This is a genomic window from Dyella jiangningensis, from assembly GCF_003264855.1.
Taxonomy (GTDB): Bacteria; Pseudomonadota; Gammaproteobacteria; order Xanthomonadales; family Rhodanobacteraceae; genus Dyella; species Dyella jiangningensis_C.
The window spans coordinates 1057439-1075776 of the sequence record NZ_NFZS01000001.1; the positions used below are offsets into that span (position 1 = coordinate 1057439).

Genomic DNA, 18338 nt, shown 5'->3' on the forward strand with positions numbered 1-18338 from the left:
TGCATGGTGTATGCGTCGCGCCGTGTTCAGACGAATTCCACGTGCCTGATCCAGTAACGCTGCCGCCGCGCCAATCGCACGTCCGCTTCTTCCTCGCCGAAGCTCGCCGCGCTGTGCTTCAACCGCGCCGGCTCGACGCCTTCGAACACATTGACGTTGACCACGGCATAGCCATGCCCGTCGATCGTGCTGGTCACCAACGGGACCACGCCGCAGCGCGCGCAGACATGGAACTCCGCGGTACGTGTGCCGAAGGCATAGCGCGATACGAGTGCGGCGTCCTGCACTGACACACGCAAATAGCCGTCCGGACACGACGTCCACACGCCGCCATGTCGGGCGCAGAACGAGCAGTCACAGGCGCGCGCGGGGATCTCCTCGGGATCGGGTTCCCAGCGCAGCGAGAAACTGATGTTGCCGCAGTGGCATCGACCTTCGATCAGCATGCGCGCAATTCCAAGTATGAAATCAGTCGGCGGGCGTAGACAGCGCGTCGATGATCGCGCCGGTCTGCGCTTCGCTCAACAGGCAACGTCTTGGGCCGGCCTTGGCTTTGAGGTCGTCGTGGGTGACAAAGGTGCGGTCACCCAGGTGATTCGTATACAGCTCGATGCCGGTGCACAACGCGTAAGGCTTGAGCGGTTCGTCTGGATGGAGCGCCTGGTACGCGCGTAGCGCCATCAGCGCGGTGGTGGCGATGCCGGGATGACTGTTGTCGACATACAGCCAGGGAAAATCCGCGTGCTGCTGCTGGAGACTTCGCAGCGTCTCGCTGATCTCCAGCGCAGGTGCGCCCATCTTGTGGCCGAGTTCCGCCTCCGCACTCACCAGCATCTGCGAGAACCTGGAGACAGACTGGTAGGTGCCCATATAGAGCACCCGCGCGCCGTGTTCGCGTGCCTGCCGGGCCAACGTCAGATGCGCCGCGGTCATGTGATTGCATCGTTCGCGCGCGTCTTCCTCCGTTCCGCTGGCTTCGCGCAGGCACAGCACGTCACCGCCGCGCTCCTGCAGAACCACGATCTGGTAGACGCCCGAATCGAGCAGCGCGTTGAGCTTGGGTTCCTGCGCCAGCTCCGATAGCCTGGCGCCACCACGCACGTACATGTCGGCACGGTAACGAGGCGACCCGCTCTGGGCCTGCGCGGTGAGTTCGAAGATCACCGGCAAGCTGTTCACGTAGGTCAGGCTGTTGCCGACGAACAGTACGCGTTGTTCCGTATCGCCTCGGGCGGAGGCCATGGACGTCGAGGTCAACAGCAGGGTGAGCAGGGCGACGCATGCGTTGCGCCATAGGGTTCGCATGCCACATCCCTGTGCAGTCGCCATCGAACGGCGGAAGGTCCAGTCTGCCGCGTCGTCGCGGTGCGGAGCAATCCTCAGAGCTGCCCGATCATCAGCTGCACCAGCAGACTGCTCACCGACACCGCGGCCCATACGCCAAGGCCAAGCAGGATCGGGCGCGCGCCGGTCGACGTCATCTTGCGCAGGTTGGCGGAGAGACCGATGGCAGTGAGCGCCACGATGATCAGGAACTCGGCGGCCACGTGCAGCGCCGGCTGGATCACCACCGGCACCAGGCCCGCCGTGCGCAGCGCGGACGCCACCAGGAACCATAGGATGAACCAGGGGAAGATGCGGCGCAGGCTGAAATCGGTGGCGCCCTGCTTCTTCTGCTTCCACGCGGTGGCGAAGGCGAGCACCAGGCAGATCGGAATGATCAGCGTGGCGCGGGTGAGCTTGACGATGGTGGCGTAATCGCCAGCCTGCTTGCTGAAGCTGTAGCCCGCGGCCACCACCGACGACGTGTCATTGATGGCCGTGCCCGCCCACAGGCCGAAGCCGAGGTCGGAGAGATGCAGCAGGTGGCCCAGCAGTGGGAACAGCAGCACAGCCACCAGGTTGAACAGGAAGATGGTGGAAATGGCGAACGCGGTGTCGTGTTCATCCGGCTTGATGATGGGCGTGACGGCCGCGATGGCCGAGCCGCCGCAGATCGCGGTACCCACGCCGATCAGGATCTTGAGCTTGTCATGCACGCCGAGCGCGCGGCCCAGCGCCCAGGCGGAAAGGAAGGCGACCGTCATCGTCACCAGTGTGACCGACAGCGACTCCAGCCCGGTCTTCGCCACCTGGTTGAGGCTGAGGCCAAAGCCCAGCGCGATGATCGACCACTGCAGCACCTGCTTGCCGGCGAACTGGATGCCGGGCGTGTACGTGCCGCTCGGCGAAGTGAGGTTGCGCACCAGGATGCCGAGCACGATGCCGAAGACAGGACCACCGATCAGCGGCAGCCCGCGACCCAGGCCCCATGCCACCAGCGCGATGGCCACCGAAAGCAGCAAGCCGGGCAGGCGTTGGGAAAACGAGGGCGTGGCGGTGGCGGTGGTCGTGGCATTCATGGCGTGCTCCTGCAATGGCGCCATTGTCCGCTGCATAGTCCATCAGGAAAATTTGGAATTATTGATTCATGCTATAAGATAGCCTGATGATCAACGTCAGCCCGCGCCAGCTCGAGGTATTCGTGCAGATCGCCCGCCTGGGCAGCGTCCGCGCGGCCGCCGAGGTGCTGCACCTGACCCAGCCCGCCGCGAGCATGGCGCTGGCGGAGATGGAGCGGCAGCTGGATGCCCCGGTGTTCGCCCGCGAACGGGGGCGCTTGCGCCTCAACACGCGCGGTCGCGAGCTGTTGCCGCTGGCGCAGGAACTATTGGAGCGCTACGCGGAATTCGGTCGGCTCGGCAGCGGTGGCGTGGACGAGCTTGGCGGCGAACTGCGCGTGGGCGCGAGCAACACCGTGGGCAATTATCGCGTGGGCGAATTGCTGGGCGACTTCGTGCGCACCCATCCCCACGTCTCGGTACGGCTTCGCGTGTCCAACACCGCGGAGATCGTCGCCGCGATGCTCGATCACGCGTTGGAACTGGGTTGCGTGGAAGGCCCGGTGGCGCATCCATCGCTGGAAGTACGTCCGTGGCGCGACGACGCGCTGGTGGTCTGCGCGCCGCCCGATCATCCGCTCACGCGCAAACGCCGCCTGCAGCCCGACGATTTCGCCGGCGCACGCTGGGTATTGCGCGAACCGGGTTCGGCGACGCGCAGCTTGAGCGAGCGCGCGATAGCCAGTCTCCCGCCAGGCGAAACCGTGCTGGAACTGGATCAGGCCGAGGCGATCAAGCAGGCCGTGATCGCGGGCCTTGGCATCGCCTGCGTGCCCGAAGTGGCGGTGATCGATGCGGTGGCCGCGGGGCGGTTGAAAGTGCTGCGCACGCCGTTCCTCGACTTGCGACGCAAGTTGTCGTTGCTGCTGCACCGGCAGCGCTACCGCGGGGCGTTGATCGAGGCATTCCTCGACAGCGCGCATTGAGCTCGGGCGAGCCCCTGTAGGAGCGCACCCAGTGCGCGACCGCGGCGCATGGTTGTTGTCGTGACGCGAATGGATCGCGCACTGGGTGCGCTCCTACAAAAGACGAACCGGCAGTTCAACAGGTGATCGCAGCCAGCAGCGCCTCGGCTTCCTCGTGCGTGCGCGCGCGAAGGATGCGCGGTGCCTGTGCACGCAGTGCGCCGTGATCGAGCGCGTTGAGCCGATCGCGCACGTGCAGCAGCTGGCTGGGGTGCATGCTGAATTCGCACAATCCCAGCGCGAGCAGCAACGCCGTGAAGCTGGTGTCGCCGCCGATCTCGCCGCACAGGCTCACCGGCTTCTTCGCGCGGCGGCCTTCGGTGATCACATAGGCCAGCAGGCGCAGCAGCGCCGGCTGCAAGGGGTTGTAGATGTTGTCCAGCGCATCGTTGCCACGATCAGCGGCAAGCACGTATTGCGCGAGATCGTTGGTGCCGATGGCGAGGAAGTCCGCATGCTCAAGCAGCGCGCGAACATTGATCGCTGCGGCGGGCACTTCGACCATGGCGCCCAGCGCCAGTTTTTCCGGCAGGTCGATGTTCTCGCGCTTCAACTCCTGGCGAGCCAGCTTGAACAGCGTGCGCACCGCGATCAGTTCGTCGGGTTGCGTGACCATCGGCACCAGCACGCGCACAGGGCCGTAGCAGGCGGCGCGGAGAATCGCGCGGATCTGCGTGGTGAACACCGCCGGGTAGCGCAGCGAAAGCCGCACGCCACGCACGCCCAGCGCCGGATTGTCTTCGCCACGCAACACCAGGCCCGCGGCGTCGGCCTTGTCGGCACCCAGGTCCAGCGTGCGGATGGTCACCGGCAGGCCGCCCATGCCCAGCACGAGATCGCGGTAGGCGTTGAACTGTTCGTCTTCGGTCGGCAGTCCCTTCTGGCGAAGAAACAGGAATTCGGTGCGGTACAGGCCGACGCCGTCGGCGCCGCGCGAGCGGGCCATGGCGATGTCGGCGGGCATTTCCGCGTTGGCGAACAGCCGGATGTCGACGCCATCACGCGTGCGCGTAGGCGCGTTGGCCAGGGTCGCGAGGCGGCGTCCTTCCTGCGCCGCCTCGCGCTGCCAGGCGCGGTAGCGGGCGAGATCCTGCGCAGTGGGATGCACCACCGCTTCGCCACGTTCCGCATCCAGCAGGATCAGGTCGTCGTCGTGGATGGTCGACAGTGCGTCGCGCGCACCCACCAGCATCGGCAGGTCGAGGCTGCGCGCCAGGATGGCGCTGTGCGAATACGGACTGCCGGAACTGGCAACCACGCCAAGCAAGCCGGCGCCGGCCAGGTGCGCCATGTCCGCTGGCGCAATGGTGTCGGCGATCAGGATCTCGCCCACACGTGCGGCCAGCTTGCGTTCCTCACGACTGGTCTGGCGCTGCAGGGCCGAGATGACGCGGCTGATCACCTGGTCGACGTCCTCCTTGCGCGAACGCAGGTAGGGGTCATCCATTGCTTCGAACACGGCGGCGAGGCGATCACGCTGCTTCTTCAGCGCAGCGCCGGGACGGTAGTGGCCAATGCGCACCAGATCGTCCAGTCCGCGCAGCAGTTCCGGGTCGTCCAGCAGCAGGCTGTGCGCATCGATGAACTCGTTGACCTCGCGCGCGAGCGCGCCGTGCAGCTTGCCGCGCAATTCGCGCAGCTCCTGTCGGGCGGTTTCCAGTGCGCGATGAAGGTGCGCGAGTTCGACGTCGACCTCGTCCTCGTTGAGCGGACGCGTGTCGACCAGATAGCGGCTGGGTTGCACCAGGCGGGCACGGCCGAGCGCCATGCCTTTCGCGGCCGTGGTACCTGCCAGTATCTGTCTCATGCAAACCCTCCGTGGTGGGATGGCCGGTCAGGCCAAGATCGATGCCGGCATCCGGCCAGCATCGCGAATCCCGATCGGGAAAGATCGCATGACGCAGCAAACCGGGCCGTGAATACAGCCTCAGGATGCGACGTTCGAGCGATCCATCCTCCCACTCAGGCCCCTTCGTCAAACTTGCGATCGAACAGTTCCACCACGGCGTTGATGGCGGATTCCTCATCCGGACCATCCGCGCGGACGGTGAGCGGTGTGCCGATGCCCGCCGCCAGCATCATGACGCCCATGATGCTTTGTGCGTTGACTTCGCGCCCCTTGCTGACCAGCCACACCGTCGATTTGAAACCCTGCACCAGCTGCACCAGCTTGGCCGACGCGCGCGCGTGCAGGCCGAGCTTGTTGGATACCACAATGTCTCGTTCAAGCATGGTCGATGAAGATTCCCCCGCGACCGCCACTGGCCGCTATTTCCGCCAGCTCATCCAGCGGTCTTTCAGCATAGTTGAGTACACGCAGCAGCATCGGCAGGTTGAGGCCCGATACGCAGCGCAGTCGCACGCCCAGCGCACCCAATGACAGACCGATGTTGCACGGCGTCGCACCGTACAGATCAGCCAGCACCAGCACGCCGTCGCCCTGGTCGAGGGCACGCGCATGCTTGGCGGTGAGCGTGCGCATCACGTCGGGGTCGGCCTGAGGAGGCACTTCGACAGCCTCCACCTGCAGCGGCAGTTTGGGCAGCACGTGGTGGGCGGCGGAGATCAGCGCCTGGCCGACCGCCTCGTGCGTCATCAGCAATACACCGACGCTCATGACGGCGTGCCGGTCCGTTTCATGGCTAAGGACAGCATGGCGATCACTCGAGTTCACGATGGAAGGTGAGCACGCCGTTGCGTAGCTCGCGATAGTGGGAGGCCAGCTTTTCCACCAGGTAGACCGACCGGTGCCGCCCGCCGGTGCATCCGATGGAGATGGTCACATAGCTGCGATCATCCACTTCGAAACGTGGAAGCCAGGTGTCGAGCCAGCGCATGGTGTCGGCCAGGTACTCGCCGACCAGGGGCTGGCCATCCAGGTAGTCGCGCACGGCTGCATCCTTGCCGGAGAGCGGACGCAAGGTCGGATCCCAGTGCGGGTTGGGCAGGCAGCGCGCGTCGAACACGAAGTCCGCGTCCAGCGGCAGGCCTCGCCGGAAGGCGAACGACTGGAACATGAGCGTCAGCCCCTCGGTCGCATCGGCATAGCCGGTGGCGAACAGGCGGCGCAACTGGTGCACGTTGAGGTCGCTGGAATCGATCACCTTGTCGGCGATGGCGGCAAGCGGGCGCAGCAGGCGACGTTCCTCGGCAATCGCATCGGCCAGCGACAGGCCCTGCCAGGAAAGCGGATGGCGGCGACGCGTTTCCGAATAGCGCTTGATCAGCACTTCGTCGCGGCTGTCCAGGAAGATCAGGTGTGCATGCACGCCCGCCGCCGCCAGCTCGGACAACATCGCCGGCATGCGGCGCAGGTCTTCGCTGGGATTGCGCACGTCCACACCCACGGCAACGTGGCGGCGTTTCTCACCGGCGTCGCGGCGCACCGAGGCGACCAGTTGCGGCAGCAGGACGGTCGGCAGGTTGTCGACGCAGTAGAACTCGAGGTCTTCCAGCGCACGCAGTGCCACGGTCTTGCCGCCACCGGACATGCCGGTGAGCACGATGAGATGCGTCGCGTCGGGTGAGGAGGGAAGGAGGGGAGTCTTCTCGCTCATGGTTCACCAGGGAGGCAGTCGGCGCATCTGGTGCGCCTGGCGATCGATGAAGGTCTGGGCCGGGTCGATGCCCTTGCTCTTGAGTACGTGATTGCGCACCGCGGCCTCGACCAGCACGGCGAGGTTTCGGCCAGGCGCCACCGGTATGGTGATCATCGGCACCTTCACCTCGAAAATCTCGCGATGGCCGATGTCACCGGTCAGGCGGGTGAGGCCATCGGTATCCTCGCCTTCGCGCAACGGCTTGAGATGCACTACCAGGCGAAGGTATTTGGACGGCTTCACGGCCGTATGGCCGAACATCTCGCGCACGTTGAGCACGCCAAGGCCACGCACTTCCAGCAGGTCCTGCAGCAGTTCGGGGCAGGTGCCGTCGATCACGTCGGGGGCGATCAGGGTGAACTCGGTGGCATCGTCGGCTACGAGGCGATGGCCGCGGCTGATCAGTTCCAGCGCCAGCTCGCTTTTGCCCGAGCCCGATTCGCCGGTGATCAGCACGCCGATCGAGAACACCTCGAGGAATACGCCGTGCAAGGTGATCTTCGGCGCGAGTATGCGCGCGAGGTGGTACTGCATCCACGTCAGCAGTTCGTGCCCACGCTTGGAGCTGATCCACAGCGGCGTGTTGGTTTCCTCCGCGACTTCGCGCAGGTCGGTGGGGATCGCCTGGTCCTTGGTGACGATGATCGCCACCGGCTGGTAGGCCGCGATCTTGTTGATGGCCTCCCAGCGCTGGCGCGAATCCAGCCCGTCGAGGAAGTTGAGTTCCTCGGTGCCGATGATCTGGATCTTGTTGGGATAAATGACGTTGAGATACCCGATCAGCGACGGGCGCCGGGTCGTGGTGGCCGCCTGTTCGAGCACGCGCGATTCGCCGCGCATGCCGGAAACCCAGCGCAGCGCCATGCGCTCGTGGACACCATCGTAGAGTTGTCGGGCGGTCAGCCGATCCAAGCCAATTCCTTTGGGCCGCCATGGCGAGCCTTCATGGCTACGGGCGGCTACATGGGCATTGTGCCAGTTCGCACAGGCAGCTGCCTTGGATCGGGGACATGGAAGCGGCAAGGCCCGCCCGGATGCGGGCGGGCCAGGGAGCGTCAGCCGTAAAGGCGCTCTTCACGCGAGGCGCGTTGGTGCTTGTCGCAGACCTTCTCGCGGTGTTTACGCAGCTGGGTCACCAGCTTGTCGAACAGGACATCGATGGAGACGTACATGTCATTCTCGTTGGCCTCGGCGTGCAGGGTGGAACCGCTGACGGTCATCGTGCCTTCGGCACGCTGCTGCAGCTTGTTCACGGAAAGGACGATGCTGAGGCTGAGAATTCGTTCGTCGAGGCGGGTGAGGCGGTCGAGCCGGCTGTTCACGTGATCCCGCAGTGCCGGGGTGACTTCAATCTGCTGACCGCTGAGCTGAACTTGCATGTTGCGCCTCCTTTGGTACATGTCGCCGAAGCGACTGGAATCGATGCGCCGGGCGCTTGCCGCGTGACCGACACACCTTCAAGAACCTGGGGATGTTCGATGCGTTTTTTCCGGCCTCCTCACCAAGTCGGGATGGTCACTATGCGCCTTTGCCGTCATGTCCGCGTTAGAAAGACCTTCAGGGTGCGGACGTGACAGGTTTCCACTCGCACCGAGTCACTGTGAAATATGGAGACGGCTTTTTTGGCCCCAAGTTCCTGGGGCGTCTTGCCACAGATGGGGTTGGCTCGTTCAGCCAGCGCGTTGGCGCTCGCTGGAGCTGGGAATGCGCATGGCTTCGCGATACTTGGCCACGGTGCGTCGGGCAACCTGAATGCCCTTGCGGTGCAATTCCTCCGCGATCGCCTGGTCGGACAGCGGCTTGCGCGGGTCTTCGGCATCGACCAGCTTGCGCAGCATGGCCTGGATGGCGGTGGCCGACGCGCTGCCACCGTCTTCGGTGGACACGCCGCTGGAGAAGAAGTGCTTGAGCTCGAACGTGCCGCGCGGCGTATGGATGTACTTGCGCGTGGTTACACGTGAAATGGTCGACTCGTGCATGCCCACTTCCTCCGCCACTTCGCGCAGCACCAGCGGGTGCATGGCCTCGGGGCCATAGTCGAGGAAGGCGCTCTGGCGCCGCACGATGGCCTCGGCCACCTTGAGCAGGGTTTCCGCACGGGATTCCAGGCTCTTGATCAGCCAGCGCGCCTCCTGCAGTTGGCCACGCATCCAGCTGGCGTCGGTACCTCGCGCCTGGGCAATAAGGCCGCAATAATGCTGGTTGAGACCGAGCCGCGGTTGACAATCGGGATTGAGACTGACGCGCCAGCGGCCACTGTCCTTGCGGGCGTAGACGTCCGGCGCCACGTATTCCACCGGCGTCACGTCCAGCGCGGCGCCGGGTCGCGGATCGAGGCTGCGGATCAGCACGGCGGCCGCGGCGGTGTCGTCTTCGTTCGCCCGCAGCTTGCGCGCGAGGCGCGCGATGTCGTTGCGCGCGAGCAGTTCCAGTTCGCTGTCGACGATGCGCAGGGCCAGGTCGCGATGCGGCGTGTCCGGATCGAACTGTTCCAGTTGCACGCGCAGGCAATCTCGCAGGTCCAGGCTGGCGACGCCGGTGGGATCGAAGCGTTGCAGCAGGCGGCGCACGTGCTCCAACTCGGCCGCGCTGGCCTTGATGTCGGCCGGCAGCGCTGCGATCAGCGATTCCATGCTTTCGGTGAGATAGCCGTCCGGATTGAGCGCATCGATCAGCACTTCCGCGATCGCGTGATCGCGCGGGCTCATGTGCGTGAGGTTGAGTTGCCACAGGAGATGTTCCTGCAGCGTCTCGGGCGCGGCGCTTTGCGGTTCGAACCCGTCTTCGTCGTTGGAGGAGCTGTTGCGCGACGAGGTGCCGCCGCTGGAGAAATCGATGGGATCTTCGCTCCCACCATCGCCGTCGCTCCAATCCGGCGCCTCGGCGTCGTCGACCGTGTCGCTGCTGGTGCTGGTCGAGCTGGCCGGAAGGGGCTCAACCACTTCGTGCTCGTCGCCATCCGCGTTCTCCGGATTGTCGTCGGAAAACTCGAGCAACGGATTGCTTTCGGCGATCTGACGCAACTCCGCTTCCAGCTCCAGCTGAGACAGCTGCAGGAGGCGGATGGCCTGCTGCAGCTGAGGGGTCAGCGTGAGCTGTTGATTGAGGCGAAACTGCAGTCCGGGTTTCATGCCTGGCGGTCGGAATGAACTCAAAGGCATCGTAACGCGTGGTCGGAGGGTCGGCCATAGGTCAAAGGCCGAATCGCGTACTACCTCCGGTTTAGCGTTGTAGCCGAGCTGTTACAGCGCAAGAATCAAAGGCGGAATTCGCGACCCAGATACACTTCCCGGACCTTCTCGTCGGCCAGGATGTGGGCAGGCGTGCCGCGGGACAGCACCTCGCCGTCGTTGAGGATGTAGGCGCGATCGCAGATGCCCAGCGTCTCTCGCACGTTGTGGTCGGTGATCAGCACGCCGATGCCGCGTTCCTTGAGATGCCGCACGATGCGCTGGATCTCGCCCACCGAGATGGGGTCGACGCCGGCGAACGGTTCGTCCAGCAGCATGTAGCGCGGATGCGCGGCCAGCGCGCGCGCAATTTCCACGCGACGACGTTCGCCACCGGACAGGCTGATGCCCTTCTGGTCGGCGATATGCGCGATCTTCAGTTCGTCCAGCAGGCTTTCCAGCTCGTTGGCACGGCGCTTTTCGTCCCAGCCTTCGCGCAGTTCCAGCACGGCCATGATGTTGTCGGCCACGCTGAGGCGGCGGAACACCGACGCCTCCTGCGGCAGGTAGCCGATGCCGAGCTTCGCGCGCTGGTGCATGGGCAGGCCGGTGATGTCCTGCTTGTCGAGCTTGATGACGCCCGCGTCCGCTTCGATCAGGCCCACCACCATGTAGAAGCAGGTGGTCTTGCCGGCGCCGTTGGGGCCAAGCAGACCGACCACTTCGCCCTCCCGGATGGAGAAGGCGAAGTCACGCACCACCTGGCGCGATTTGAAACTTTTCTGCAGACCTTCGGCGGACAGCATCGATCAGTGGCCCTCGGCCGGCTTGGGCGCCGGTGTGGCAGGTTTCTGCTTGGGCAGGAACGTGCCATGCACCACGCCTTCACCGCCGGCTTCGCCGGTGATCAGGCTGGTGTTCGTGTTGTACGTGAGCTTGTCGCCGTGGAACTCGCCGCGACCCTGCTGCGTCACCGAGGCGTTGCCGATGAGCACGGCAATGCCATTGATGTTGTCGTAGTCGAGCGTCGCCGCATCACCCTGCATCAGGTTGTTGTTGTCATCCAGCTGCTGGATGTGCGCCGGAGTACCGGTGACGACGACGCGTGCGATCTGCGTATCGGCATCCAGATGCACCTTGGCCACGGCGCCCGTCACCTTGAGCGTGCCCTGGGTGAGGATCACGTTGCCCTTGAGGGTGCTGATGGTGTTCGGCGCGTTGTACGCGTCGGTGGTCTTCGCCTGGAAATTCATCGGCTGGTTGCGATCGTCCTGCTTGGCAAGCGCCGGTTGCAGGGCGAAGACACCGAGGCAGAGCAGCCCGAGGGAAAGCTTAAGACGACTTCTTTTTGCGCGGCGGGAACGAGCCGTGGCTTTCATCGAGCAGCTCCAGATGATTGGTGTTGAGGTTGGCGCGCATGCCAACCCCGCTCATTGTACTGTCGCCCTGCACCATGTGTGCCGCGGCGGCCGTCTCCATGCGGTTTTCCTTGGGCCACGCGGTGACGTCGGACGTGTGGATCTCGGCGGCGGGCGTGTCCTGGAAGGCGGTACGGTGCATGTACACGGGCCCCTGCAGCTTCAACAGGGTGCCGCTCTTGTCCACCCACGCATACAGCGAGTCACCCAGCCAGGGCGGCACGCCTTCCTGGTTCGACGGCAGTTCGAACTTAGGCGTGTTGATGTACAGCGATTCGTCGTTCTCGCGGCGCTCCAGGTGCGGCGCAACCATGTTGAAGCTCGGCTGGCCATCGACGTCGTAGGACCACAGCCGGAAGTTGGTGAGCGTATAGCCCGAGCGCGGCGGACCCACAAAGTCGCTCACCCTCGGTGCCGGGGCGAGCCACCAGTACAGCGCCTGGGTGGCGCCCGTCGCGGCGGCGACCAGGGCGATCGCGACCAGGAGACCGCGGTCGCGCAGGTAGGTACGCAAGTTCACTTCCAGTGCTCCCGCTCGGCCGCGTCCTTGCCTTGGGCGACCAGGATCATGTCGGCGACCTCGCGAGCCGCGCCCATGCCGCCGGCCAGGCTCGTGCGCCAGTGGGCCTGCTCGGCCACCCAGGGGTGGGCGTTGGCAACGGCGATGGCGAGGCCTGCGCTCCGCATCGGTGGCAGGTCGGGCAGGTCATCGCCTACGAAGGCCACTTCATCCGGGGCCAGCGCCAGCGCTTCGAGCAACTGGTTGAGGCAGGCGCGCTTGTCGCCCTGGCCCTGGTAGACATGGGCGATATCCAGCTCTTCGGCACGCAGGGCCACTGGATGGCTGATGCGTGCGGAGATGATCGCCACCTGCACGCCGTTGGCCATCAGGCGCTTGAGGCCCAGGCCGTCATGCACGTGGAAGACCTTGGTTTCGTGCCCGTCCTCGGCGTACCACAGGCGGCCGTCGGTGAGCGTGCCGTCCACGTCGAACACGGCGAGGCGGACCTTGGCGGCGCGGGCGAGTACGTCAGCAGGGATGTCAGCCAGGGTCATGGGCACGTTCGGCAAGGGCAGGAGGGCGATACCGTCAAACGCCGGTCGGGCGCGACGGTGGACGTGAGGGGAATGGTGTCCCGCGAACCTTTCGATCAGACCACGCGTGCGCGCAGCAGATCGTGAATGTTCAGGGCGCCGACCACCTGCTGGTCGTCGTTGACCACCAGCAGGGCATGGATCTGGTGCTTCTCCATCAGCTGGGCAGCCTCGATGGCGAGCTTGTCCGTACCGATGGTCTTGGGTCCACGGGTCATCAGTTCGGCCACGGTGGCGCCGCGCAGGTCCACGCCGTCGTCGTCCAGCGCGCGGCGCAGGTCGCCGTCGGTGAACACGCCGAGCAGGCGGCGGTTGGAATCGATCACGGCGGTCATGCCCAGATGCTTGCGGGTCATTTCCATCAGTGCCTGGGTCAGCGAGGCATTCGGCGGCACCGCCGGGATGCCTTCGCCGGTGTGCATGATGTCGCTGATGTGCAGCAGCAGGCGACGGCCGAGGCTGCCGGCGGGGTGCGAGCGTGCGAAGTCTTCGGAGGTGAAGCCGCGGGCCTCCAGCAGGGCAATGGCCAACGCATCGCCCATCACCAGCGCCGCGGTGGTGCTGGCGGTGGGCGCCAGGCCGAGCGGGCAGGCTTCGGCGGCGATGCTGGCGTCCAGGTGCACATCGGCCTGGTCGGCCAGCGAGGAGTGCGCGTTGCCGGTGATGGCGATCAGCGGAATGCCCTGGCGCTTGATCACCGGGAGGATGAACAGCACCTCGTCGGTTTCGCCGGAGTTGGACAGCGCCAGCACCACGTCCTGCGGCAGGATCATGCCGAGGTCGCCGTGGCTGGCCTCGCCCGGGTGGACGAAGAAGGCCGGCGTGCCGGTGGACGCCAGCGTCGCGGCGATCTTGCGCGCCACGTGGCCGGATTTGCCCATGCCGGTGACTACCACGCGACCCGCGCAGGCCATGATCAGCCGGCAGGCCTCGACGAACTCGGGGCCGACGCGCGGCTCGAGCGCCCGGATGGCGGCCGCCTCGGTGGCGATCACGGTGCGCGCGCTGCGCACGAGGGCTTCATCGTTGATCGCGTGAGGGGTGGTGGCGACGTGGGCGTTCATGCGTCCTCGGGGGTCCGTGCCGGAATGTCGTCATGACCCTGAACGATCCGGTCAGGGTGGATATTCCGTTGAATCATGGGGTTGGGCAGTTGCGCGGGCCATGGTGAGGGTGGCGCCGGCAACACGTGTCGTTTCTGCGACAGAGGTTTTCCATTAACATGGCATATTCGCATTTTAACGTCATAGTCGGTGCCAATGGGCTTGGATCGTCTCCGAACCCGGCGCCGACCCAACTCCTGCAAGTGGAAAACCCATGGACGCTGCCACCATCCAGGCAATGATCGAACAGGGCCTGCCGGGTGCGCAGGTCGCCGTAAGCGGCGACGACGGCGTGCATTTCGAGGCTGAAGTGGTGGCGGAGCAGTTCGCCGGCAAGCTTCCGCTGGCGCGCCACCGCCTGGTCTACGCCACGCTGGGCGATCTCATGGGCGGTGCGATCCACGCGCTGGCACTGAAAACCCTTACCCCGCAGGAGATCGCGGCGCGCCGTTGAGCGCAGCGCCGCCACTCCCAAGCACTGCATTCGCAAGGACTACGATGGCCAAGATCCTGATCAGCGGCGGCGAGCCGCTACACGGCGAAGTGGGTATTTCCGGCGCCAAGAACGCCGTATTGCCGATCCTCGCTTCCTGCTTGCTGGCCGATGAGCCGGTGGCGATCAGCAACGTTCCGCACCTGCACGACGTCACCACCTTCATCGAGCTGCTGGGCCAGATGGGCACGCAGCTGGTGCTGGACGACCGCATGAAGATGCATATCGACCCGCGCTCCACCGAACGCTACTTCGCCCCCTACGACCTGGTGCGCACCATGCGCGCGTCGATCCTGGTGCTGGGCCCGCTGGTGGCGCGCTTCGGCGAGGCGGAAGTGTCGCTGCCGGGCGGTTGCGCGATCGGTTCGCGTCCGGTCGACCAGCACATCCGCGGCCTGCAGGCGCTGGGTGCCGACGTGGTCGTGGAGAACGGCTACATCAAGGCCAAGGCCAAGCGCCTGAAGGGCGCGCGCATCTCGATGGACATGGTCACCGTCACCGGTACCGAGAACATCATGATGGCCGCGGCGCTGGCGCAGGGCACCACCATCATCGAGAACGCGGCGCAGGAACCCGAAGTGGTCGACCTGGCGCACTGCCTGATCGCCATGGGCGCGCAGATCGAAGGCGCCGGCACCTCCACGCTCACCATCCACGGCGTCGAGCGCCTGCATGGCGCCGAGTACGAAGTGCTGCCTGATCGCATCGAGACCGGCACCTTCCTGGTCGGTGCAGCGATGACCGGCGGCAAGGTGCGCGCCCGCAACGCACGCGCCGACACGCTGGACGCCGTGCTGGCCAAGCTGGAAGAAGCCGGTGCGCACATCTCCACGGGCGCCGACTGGATCGAGCTGGACATGCGTGGCCGTCGCCCGAAGGCGGTGAACATCACCACCGCGCCGTACCCGGCGTTTCCGACCGACATGCAGGCGCAGTTCACCGCGCTCAACTGCGTGGCCGAGGGCGTGGGCGTGATCACCGAGACGGTGTTCGAGAACCGCTTCATGCACGCGCTGGAACTGCAGCGCCTGGGCGCGGACATCCGCCTCGAAGGCAACACCGCGATCATCAAGGGCGTGGAGAAGATGAGCGGCGCACCGATCATGGCGACCGACCTGCGCGCTTCCGCCTGCCTGGTGCTGGCCGGCCTGGTGGCACAAGGCGACACCACGGTGGACCGCGTGTATCACATCGATCGTGGCTACGAGAACATCGAGGAAAAGCTGGGCACGCTGGGCGCGAAGATCCGTCGGCTGCCGTCCTGATCCCGGCGATTTCGCCGTAAGAAAGAAAAGGCCGCGTCAGCGGCCTTTTTCTTTGCGCGAGTCTTTTGCGGGAGCGCACCCAGTGCGCGAAAAGCCTACGACGCGGTTAACGACGTGCCTCCGCGATCGCGCACTGGGTGCGCTCCTACAGGTGCGGCGGTTGCGCTCAGTTACCGTTCTTGTAACTCACCAGCTCCAGCGTCAGGTTGCCGCCATCGCTCTGCGCCAGCTTCACCGGCACCGGATACTTCTGCGGCGCATACCACGCGCTGAAGGCCTTGGTATCGTCGCTGCGTTCCACGCGCTCCGCCTGGAAGCTGCCGGCCGGTACCTTCACCGTGTCCTTGCCGGCCACCTTGAAGGTCTGCGTCTCGACGTTGCGCTTCACCGCGACCGGTAGCGAAACGCTCTGCTTGCCGGCACGCAGCGCGAGGCCGATGGCGTAGGGCGCGGTGTTGCGATCCACCAGGCCGGGTACGCTGGCGTAATTCATCGGTCCCTTGCCTTCGTCGACGGTGACCTGGTTGGTGGTCCAGTTCACGTTGGTATGACGCTGCTTGCTCTTGATCGCCGCATCCATGCGGTAGTCGTAGCTCACCGTTTCCGGCGCGTTGTTGTTCCAGCGAAAGCGCGTGGTCTCGTTGGAGTTGGCGCCCAGTGCAGCGGCCAGGCCCGAGGTGCCCTTGGTCTGGTTGCTGTATTCCCACTGGCCGTCACCGGCAGGCTTGAGCGTCACCACGGCCTCGCCGATGGCCTGGCCGCCCTGCGATACCTGGTAGGTCGCCGTGAACGCTGCCGGCGTGGTTGCGGCGAACGCGGCCGGAGCGGAGAACGCCAGCGCCAGGCCGGCGGCGAACGTGCGAAGGGTGTTGGACTGGGTCATGGGAACCGCAGTCTACGTGTCCCGCCTGAACGACTTGTAGAGAAGCCGCGGAGCGCTCAGTCAACCAAACGGCCGTTGCGCAGTTGCAGTGGCGCATCCTGGGGCTCACCGTCCAGCGCGACGCGATCGGGTGGCAGCAGCGACAGACGGCCCTCGGCGATCAGTCGCAGCACCGCGGGCAACAATTGGTGTTCGAAGCTGAGCAGCCGCTGGGCGAGCTGCAACTCGTCGTCGCCGGGGCGGATGTCGATGGTGGCCTGGGCGATCACCGGACCGCCGTCCAGTTCGGCGGTCACGTAATGCACGCTGGCGCCGTGTTCCACGTCTCCGGCTTCCAGTGCGCGCCGGTGCGTATGCAGGCCGCGGTACTTGGGCAACAGGGAAGGGTGGATGTTGATCATGCGACCCACCCACGGCTTCAGCGCTTCGCCGTCGATGACGCGCATGAAGCCGGCCAGCACGAGCACGTCGGCGCCGCTGGCATCGAGCTGGCGGAACAGTTCGAGGTCGAAGTCGCGCCGGTTGGCGAAATCTTTCGGGTTGAGCGTGAACGTGGGAATGCCCGCGTCCTTCGCCAGTTGCAGCGCGCCGGCGTTCGCCTTGTCGCTGCCGACCAGCGCGAAGTCCACCGGCAGCTGCCCCGCGTCGCGAGCGACGATCAGGGCCTGCAGGTTGCTGCCGCGCCCGGAGGCGAGCACGGCGACGCGAAGACGCTGGGTTGCCACGGGCTTAGCCGATGTGGACGCGCTCGTCGCCCTGGGCGGGCACGATCTCGCCGATCACCGAGCTGGCTAGGCCGTGCTTGGCGAGCAGGGTGGAGGCAGCTTCGACGGCGTCGCGCGGCAGGATCACGGTGAAACCCACGCCGCAGTTGAAAGTGCGCCACATTTCCTCGCGCGCCACGTTGCCTTCACGCATCAGCCACTCGAACACGGGCGGCAGCACGATGGCCGCGGCGTCGAGCTGGATGCCCAGCGCGTCGGGCACCACGCGGATGATGTTTTCCTTCAGGCCGCCGCCGGTGATGTGGGCCATGCCGTGCACCGTGCCCGACTTCAAAAGATCGAGCATCGGCTTCACGTAGATGGTGGTCGGCGCCATCAGCGCATCGGCCAGCTTCACGCCGCCGACGTCGAGGTCCAGCGGGTTGCCGGCGCGCTCGAGGATCTTGCGGATCAGCGAGTAGCCATTGGAGTGCGGGCCGGAGGAGGCCACGCCCAGGATCACGTCGCCGGCCACGATGGCGGCGCCGCTGAGCAATTGCGACTTCTCCACCGCGCCCACGGTGAAGCCGCCCAGATCGTATTCGCCCTCCGGATACATGCCCGGCATTTCGGCCGTTTCGCCGCCGATCAGCGCGCAACCGGCCAATTCGCAGCCCTTGGCGATACCGCCGACCACGGCCACGGTGGTCTCCACGTCCAGCTTGCCGCAGGCGAAGTAGTCGAGGAAGAACAGCGGCTCGGCGCCCTGCACCAGCACGTCGTTCACGCACATGCCGACCAGGTCGATGCCGATGGTGTCGTGGCGACCCAGCTGCTGGGCCAGCTTGAGCTTGGTGCCCACGCCGTCGGTGCCCGATACCAGCACCGGCTCCTTGTACTTGCCCGAGAGGTCGAACAGGCCGCCGAAGCCGCCCAGGCCGCCCATCACTTCAGGACGGGAGGTGCGCTTGACCAGCGGCTTGATGCGTTCGACCACGGCATTGCCCGCGTCGATGTCGACGCCAGCGGCGCGATAGGTGAGGGCGTCGGACATGAGGGAAACCCGGCGTGGAGAAACGCCAAAGTGTAGCAGTGAAGGCATCGCCCTGCCTGAGCATGGGCCGAAAAGCATGAGCGGAATCGGGACCGCTTCGATGGACGCTGCGGGCCGGATTGGGCAGACTTCCGACGTTTCCCCACCG

The 18338-nt window shown here is 65.7% G+C and carries 21 protein-coding genes; 3 read left to right on the top strand and 18 right to left on the bottom strand.

Going from position 1 to position 18338, the window contains the following annotated elements; genetic code table 11:
• Positions 1 to 26: 26 nt before the first annotated feature.
• From CA260_RS04535 to CA260_RS04545, 3 genes are all read right to left on the bottom strand, one after another.
• A complete protein-coding gene (locus CA260_RS04535; protein WP_111981221.1) occupies positions 27 to 446 on the bottom strand; it encodes a GFA family protein in 420 nt (139 codons plus the stop codon).
• A 22-nt stretch (positions 447 to 468) separates the two neighbouring features.
• Positions 469 to 1305 carry a hypothetical protein gene (locus CA260_RS04540; RefSeq protein ID WP_111981222.1) on the bottom strand — a complete coding sequence of 279 codons (837 nt, stop codon included), beginning with the start codon at positions 1303 to 1305 and terminating at the stop codon, positions 469 to 471.
• A gap of 74 nt (positions 1306 to 1379) precedes the next feature.
• The gene (locus tag CA260_RS04545; RefSeq protein WP_111981223.1) at positions 1380 to 2402 is read right to left on the bottom strand and encodes a YeiH family protein; all 1023 of its coding nucleotides are present in this window, start codon (positions 2400 to 2402) and stop codon (positions 1380 to 1382) included.
• Between the two features lie 86 nt (positions 2403 to 2488).
• Between CA260_RS04545 and CA260_RS04550 the strand changes: the two genes are divergently transcribed.
• On the top strand, positions 2489 to 3367 hold the full coding sequence (locus CA260_RS04550; protein ID WP_111981224.1) for a LysR family transcriptional regulator: 879 nt from the start codon (positions 2489 to 2491) through the stop codon (positions 3365 to 3367).
• A gap of 115 nt (positions 3368 to 3482) precedes the next feature.
• Here the strand turns inward: CA260_RS04550 and ptsP are convergent, their stop codons facing one another.
• The 12 genes from ptsP to CA260_RS04610 all read right to left on the bottom strand — a co-directional run bounded on the left by ptsP (position 3483) and on the right by CA260_RS04610 (position 13752).
• Complete coding sequence (gene ptsP, locus CA260_RS04555; RefSeq protein ID WP_111981225.1) at positions 3483 to 5213, bottom strand: phosphoenolpyruvate--protein phosphotransferase; 1731 nt, start codon at positions 5211 to 5213, stop codon at positions 3483 to 3485.
• Positions 5214 to 5368: 155 nt separating this feature from the next.
• Positions 5369 to 5638 (bottom strand): HPr family phosphocarrier protein, encoded by a 270-nt coding sequence (locus CA260_RS04560; protein WP_038620881.1) that lies wholly within the window; start codon positions 5636 to 5638, stop codon positions 5369 to 5371.
• Positions 5631 to 6023 carry a PTS sugar transporter subunit IIA gene (locus CA260_RS04565; RefSeq protein WP_111981226.1) on the bottom strand — a complete coding sequence of 131 codons (393 nt, stop codon included), beginning with the start codon at positions 6021 to 6023 and terminating at the stop codon, positions 5631 to 5633. The genes CA260_RS04560 and CA260_RS04565 overlap by 8 nt, the downstream gene beginning before the upstream one ends.
• A gap of 43 nt (positions 6024 to 6066) precedes the next feature.
• The gene (gene rapZ, locus CA260_RS04570; RefSeq protein WP_111981227.1) at positions 6067 to 6963 is read right to left on the bottom strand and encodes an RNase adapter RapZ; all 897 of its coding nucleotides are present in this window, start codon (positions 6961 to 6963) and stop codon (positions 6067 to 6069) included.
• Positions 6964 to 6966: 3 nt separating this feature from the next.
• Positions 6967 to 7917, bottom strand: a complete 951-nt coding sequence (gene hprK / locus CA260_RS04575) for an HPr(Ser) kinase/phosphatase (protein WP_111981228.1) — start codon at positions 7915 to 7917, stop codon at positions 6967 to 6969.
• A 143-nt stretch (positions 7918 to 8060) separates the two neighbouring features.
• Positions 8061 to 8384 (bottom strand): ribosome hibernation-promoting factor, HPF/YfiA family, encoded by a 324-nt coding sequence (hpf, locus tag CA260_RS04580; RefSeq protein ID WP_038624545.1) that lies wholly within the window; start codon positions 8382 to 8384, stop codon positions 8061 to 8063.
• 291 nt (positions 8385 to 8675) lie between these two features.
• Complete coding sequence (locus tag CA260_RS04585; protein WP_111981229.1) at positions 8676 to 10136, bottom strand: RNA polymerase factor sigma-54; 1461 nt, start codon at positions 10134 to 10136, stop codon at positions 8676 to 8678.
• Between the two features lie 125 nt (positions 10137 to 10261).
• Positions 10262 to 10981 (bottom strand): LPS export ABC transporter ATP-binding protein, encoded by a 720-nt coding sequence (gene lptB, locus CA260_RS04590; protein WP_038620857.1) that lies wholly within the window; start codon positions 10979 to 10981, stop codon positions 10262 to 10264.
• A gap of 3 nt (positions 10982 to 10984) precedes the next feature.
• Entirely contained in the window at positions 10985 to 11554 is a 570-nt protein-coding gene (gene lptA / locus CA260_RS04595) for a lipopolysaccharide transport periplasmic protein LptA (protein ID WP_111981230.1), read from the bottom strand.
• A complete protein-coding gene (gene lptC / locus CA260_RS04600; RefSeq protein ID WP_111981231.1) occupies positions 11508 to 12113 on the bottom strand; it encodes an LPS export ABC transporter periplasmic protein LptC in 606 nt (201 codons plus the stop codon). Before lptC ends, lptA begins: the two co-directional genes overlap by 47 nt.
• Positions 12110 to 12649: a KdsC family phosphatase gene (locus CA260_RS04605; RefSeq protein WP_111981232.1), complete on the bottom strand. Its 540-nt coding sequence runs from the start codon at positions 12647 to 12649 to the stop codon at positions 12110 to 12112. Before CA260_RS04605 ends, lptC begins: the two co-directional genes overlap by 4 nt.
• A 95-nt stretch (positions 12650 to 12744) precedes the next feature.
• A complete protein-coding gene (locus tag CA260_RS04610; RefSeq protein ID WP_111981233.1) occupies positions 12745 to 13752 on the bottom strand; it encodes a KpsF/GutQ family sugar-phosphate isomerase in 1008 nt (335 codons plus the stop codon).
• A gap of 253 nt (positions 13753 to 14005) precedes the next feature.
• Here CA260_RS04610 and CA260_RS04615 point away from each other — a divergent pair, with 253 nt between their 5' ends.
• Both CA260_RS04615 and murA read left to right on the top strand, forming a co-directional pair.
• On the top strand, positions 14006 to 14245 hold the full coding sequence (locus tag CA260_RS04615) for a BolA family protein (RefSeq protein ID WP_111981234.1): 240 nt from the start codon (positions 14006 to 14008) through the stop codon (positions 14243 to 14245).
• Positions 14246 to 14289: 44 nt separating this feature from the next.
• The gene (gene murA / locus CA260_RS04620; protein ID WP_038620841.1) at positions 14290 to 15549 is read left to right on the top strand and encodes a UDP-N-acetylglucosamine 1-carboxyvinyltransferase; all 1260 of its coding nucleotides are present in this window, start codon (positions 14290 to 14292) and stop codon (positions 15547 to 15549) included.
• A 166-nt stretch (positions 15550 to 15715) separates the two neighbouring features.
• Here murA and CA260_RS04625 read toward each other — a convergent pair whose 3' ends face one another.
• The 3 genes from CA260_RS04625 to purM are packed head-to-tail and all read right to left on the bottom strand — an operon-like array spanning position 15716 to position 18190.
• On the bottom strand, positions 15716 to 16432 hold the full coding sequence (locus tag CA260_RS04625) for a DUF3108 domain-containing protein (protein ID WP_111981235.1): 717 nt from the start codon (positions 16430 to 16432) through the stop codon (positions 15716 to 15718).
• A gap of 56 nt (positions 16433 to 16488) precedes the next feature.
• On the bottom strand, positions 16489 to 17157 hold the full coding sequence (gene purN, locus CA260_RS04630; RefSeq protein ID WP_111981236.1) for a phosphoribosylglycinamide formyltransferase: 669 nt from the start codon (positions 17155 to 17157) through the stop codon (positions 16489 to 16491).
• Between the two features lie 4 nt (positions 17158 to 17161).
• A complete protein-coding gene (gene purM / locus CA260_RS04635) occupies positions 17162 to 18190 on the bottom strand; it encodes a phosphoribosylformylglycinamidine cyclo-ligase (RefSeq protein WP_111981237.1) in 1029 nt (342 codons plus the stop codon).
• Positions 18191 to 18338: the final 148 nt, after the last annotated feature.

Coding starts and splice junctions, on each gene's coding strand:
- CA260_RS04535 (WP_111981221.1), bottom strand. CDS start 446: ATGCTGATCGAAGGTCGATGCCACTGCGGCAACATCAGTTTCTCGCTG.
- CA260_RS04540 (WP_111981222.1), bottom strand. CDS start 1,305: ATGCGAACCCTATGGCGCAACGCATGCGTCGCCCTGCTCACCCTGCTG.
- CA260_RS04545 (WP_111981223.1), bottom strand. CDS start 2,402: ATGAATGCCACGACCACCGCCACCGCCACGCCCTCGTTTTCCCAACGC.
- CA260_RS04550 (WP_111981224.1), top strand. CDS start 2,489: ATGATCAACGTCAGCCCGCGCCAGCTCGAGGTATTCGTGCAGATCGCC.
- ptsP (WP_111981225.1), bottom strand. CDS start 5,213: ATGAGACAGATACTGGCAGGTACCACGGCCGCGAAAGGCATGGCGCTC.
- CA260_RS04560 (WP_038620881.1), bottom strand. CDS start 5,638: ATGCTTGAACGAGACATTGTGGTATCCAACAAGCTCGGCCTGCACGCG.
- CA260_RS04565 (WP_111981226.1), bottom strand. CDS start 6,023: ATGAGCGTCGGTGTATTGCTGATGACGCACGAGGCGGTCGGCCAGGCG.
- rapZ (WP_111981227.1), bottom strand. CDS start 6,963: ATGAGCGAGAAGACTCCCCTCCTTCCCTCCTCACCCGACGCGACGCAT.
- hpf (WP_038624545.1), bottom strand. CDS start 8,384: ATGCAAGTTCAGCTCAGCGGTCAGCAGATTGAAGTCACCCCGGCACTG.
- CA260_RS04585 (WP_111981229.1), bottom strand. CDS start 10,136: ATGAAACCCGGACTGCAGTTTCGCCTCAATCAACAGCTCACGCTGACC.
- lptB (WP_038620857.1), bottom strand. CDS start 10,981: ATGCTGTCCGCCGAAGGTCTGCAGAAAAGTTTCAAATCGCGCCAGGTG.
- lptA (WP_111981230.1), bottom strand. CDS start 11,554: ATGAAAGCCACGGCTCGTTCCCGCCGCGCAAAAAGAAGTCGTCTTAAG.
- CA260_RS04605 (WP_111981232.1), bottom strand. CDS start 12,649: ATGACCCTGGCTGACATCCCTGCTGACGTACTCGCCCGCGCCGCCAAG.
- CA260_RS04610 (WP_111981233.1), bottom strand. CDS start 13,752: ATGAACGCCCACGTCGCCACCACCCCTCACGCGATCAACGATGAAGCC.
- CA260_RS04615 (WP_111981234.1), top strand. CDS start 14,006: ATGGACGCTGCCACCATCCAGGCAATGATCGAACAGGGCCTGCCGGGT.
- murA (WP_038620841.1), top strand. CDS start 14,290: ATGGCCAAGATCCTGATCAGCGGCGGCGAGCCGCTACACGGCGAAGTG.
- CA260_RS04625 (WP_111981235.1), bottom strand. CDS start 16,432: ATGACCCAGTCCAACACCCTTCGCACGTTCGCCGCCGGCCTGGCGCTG.
- purM (WP_111981237.1), bottom strand. CDS start 18,190: ATGTCCGACGCCCTCACCTATCGCGCCGCTGGCGTCGACATCGACGCG.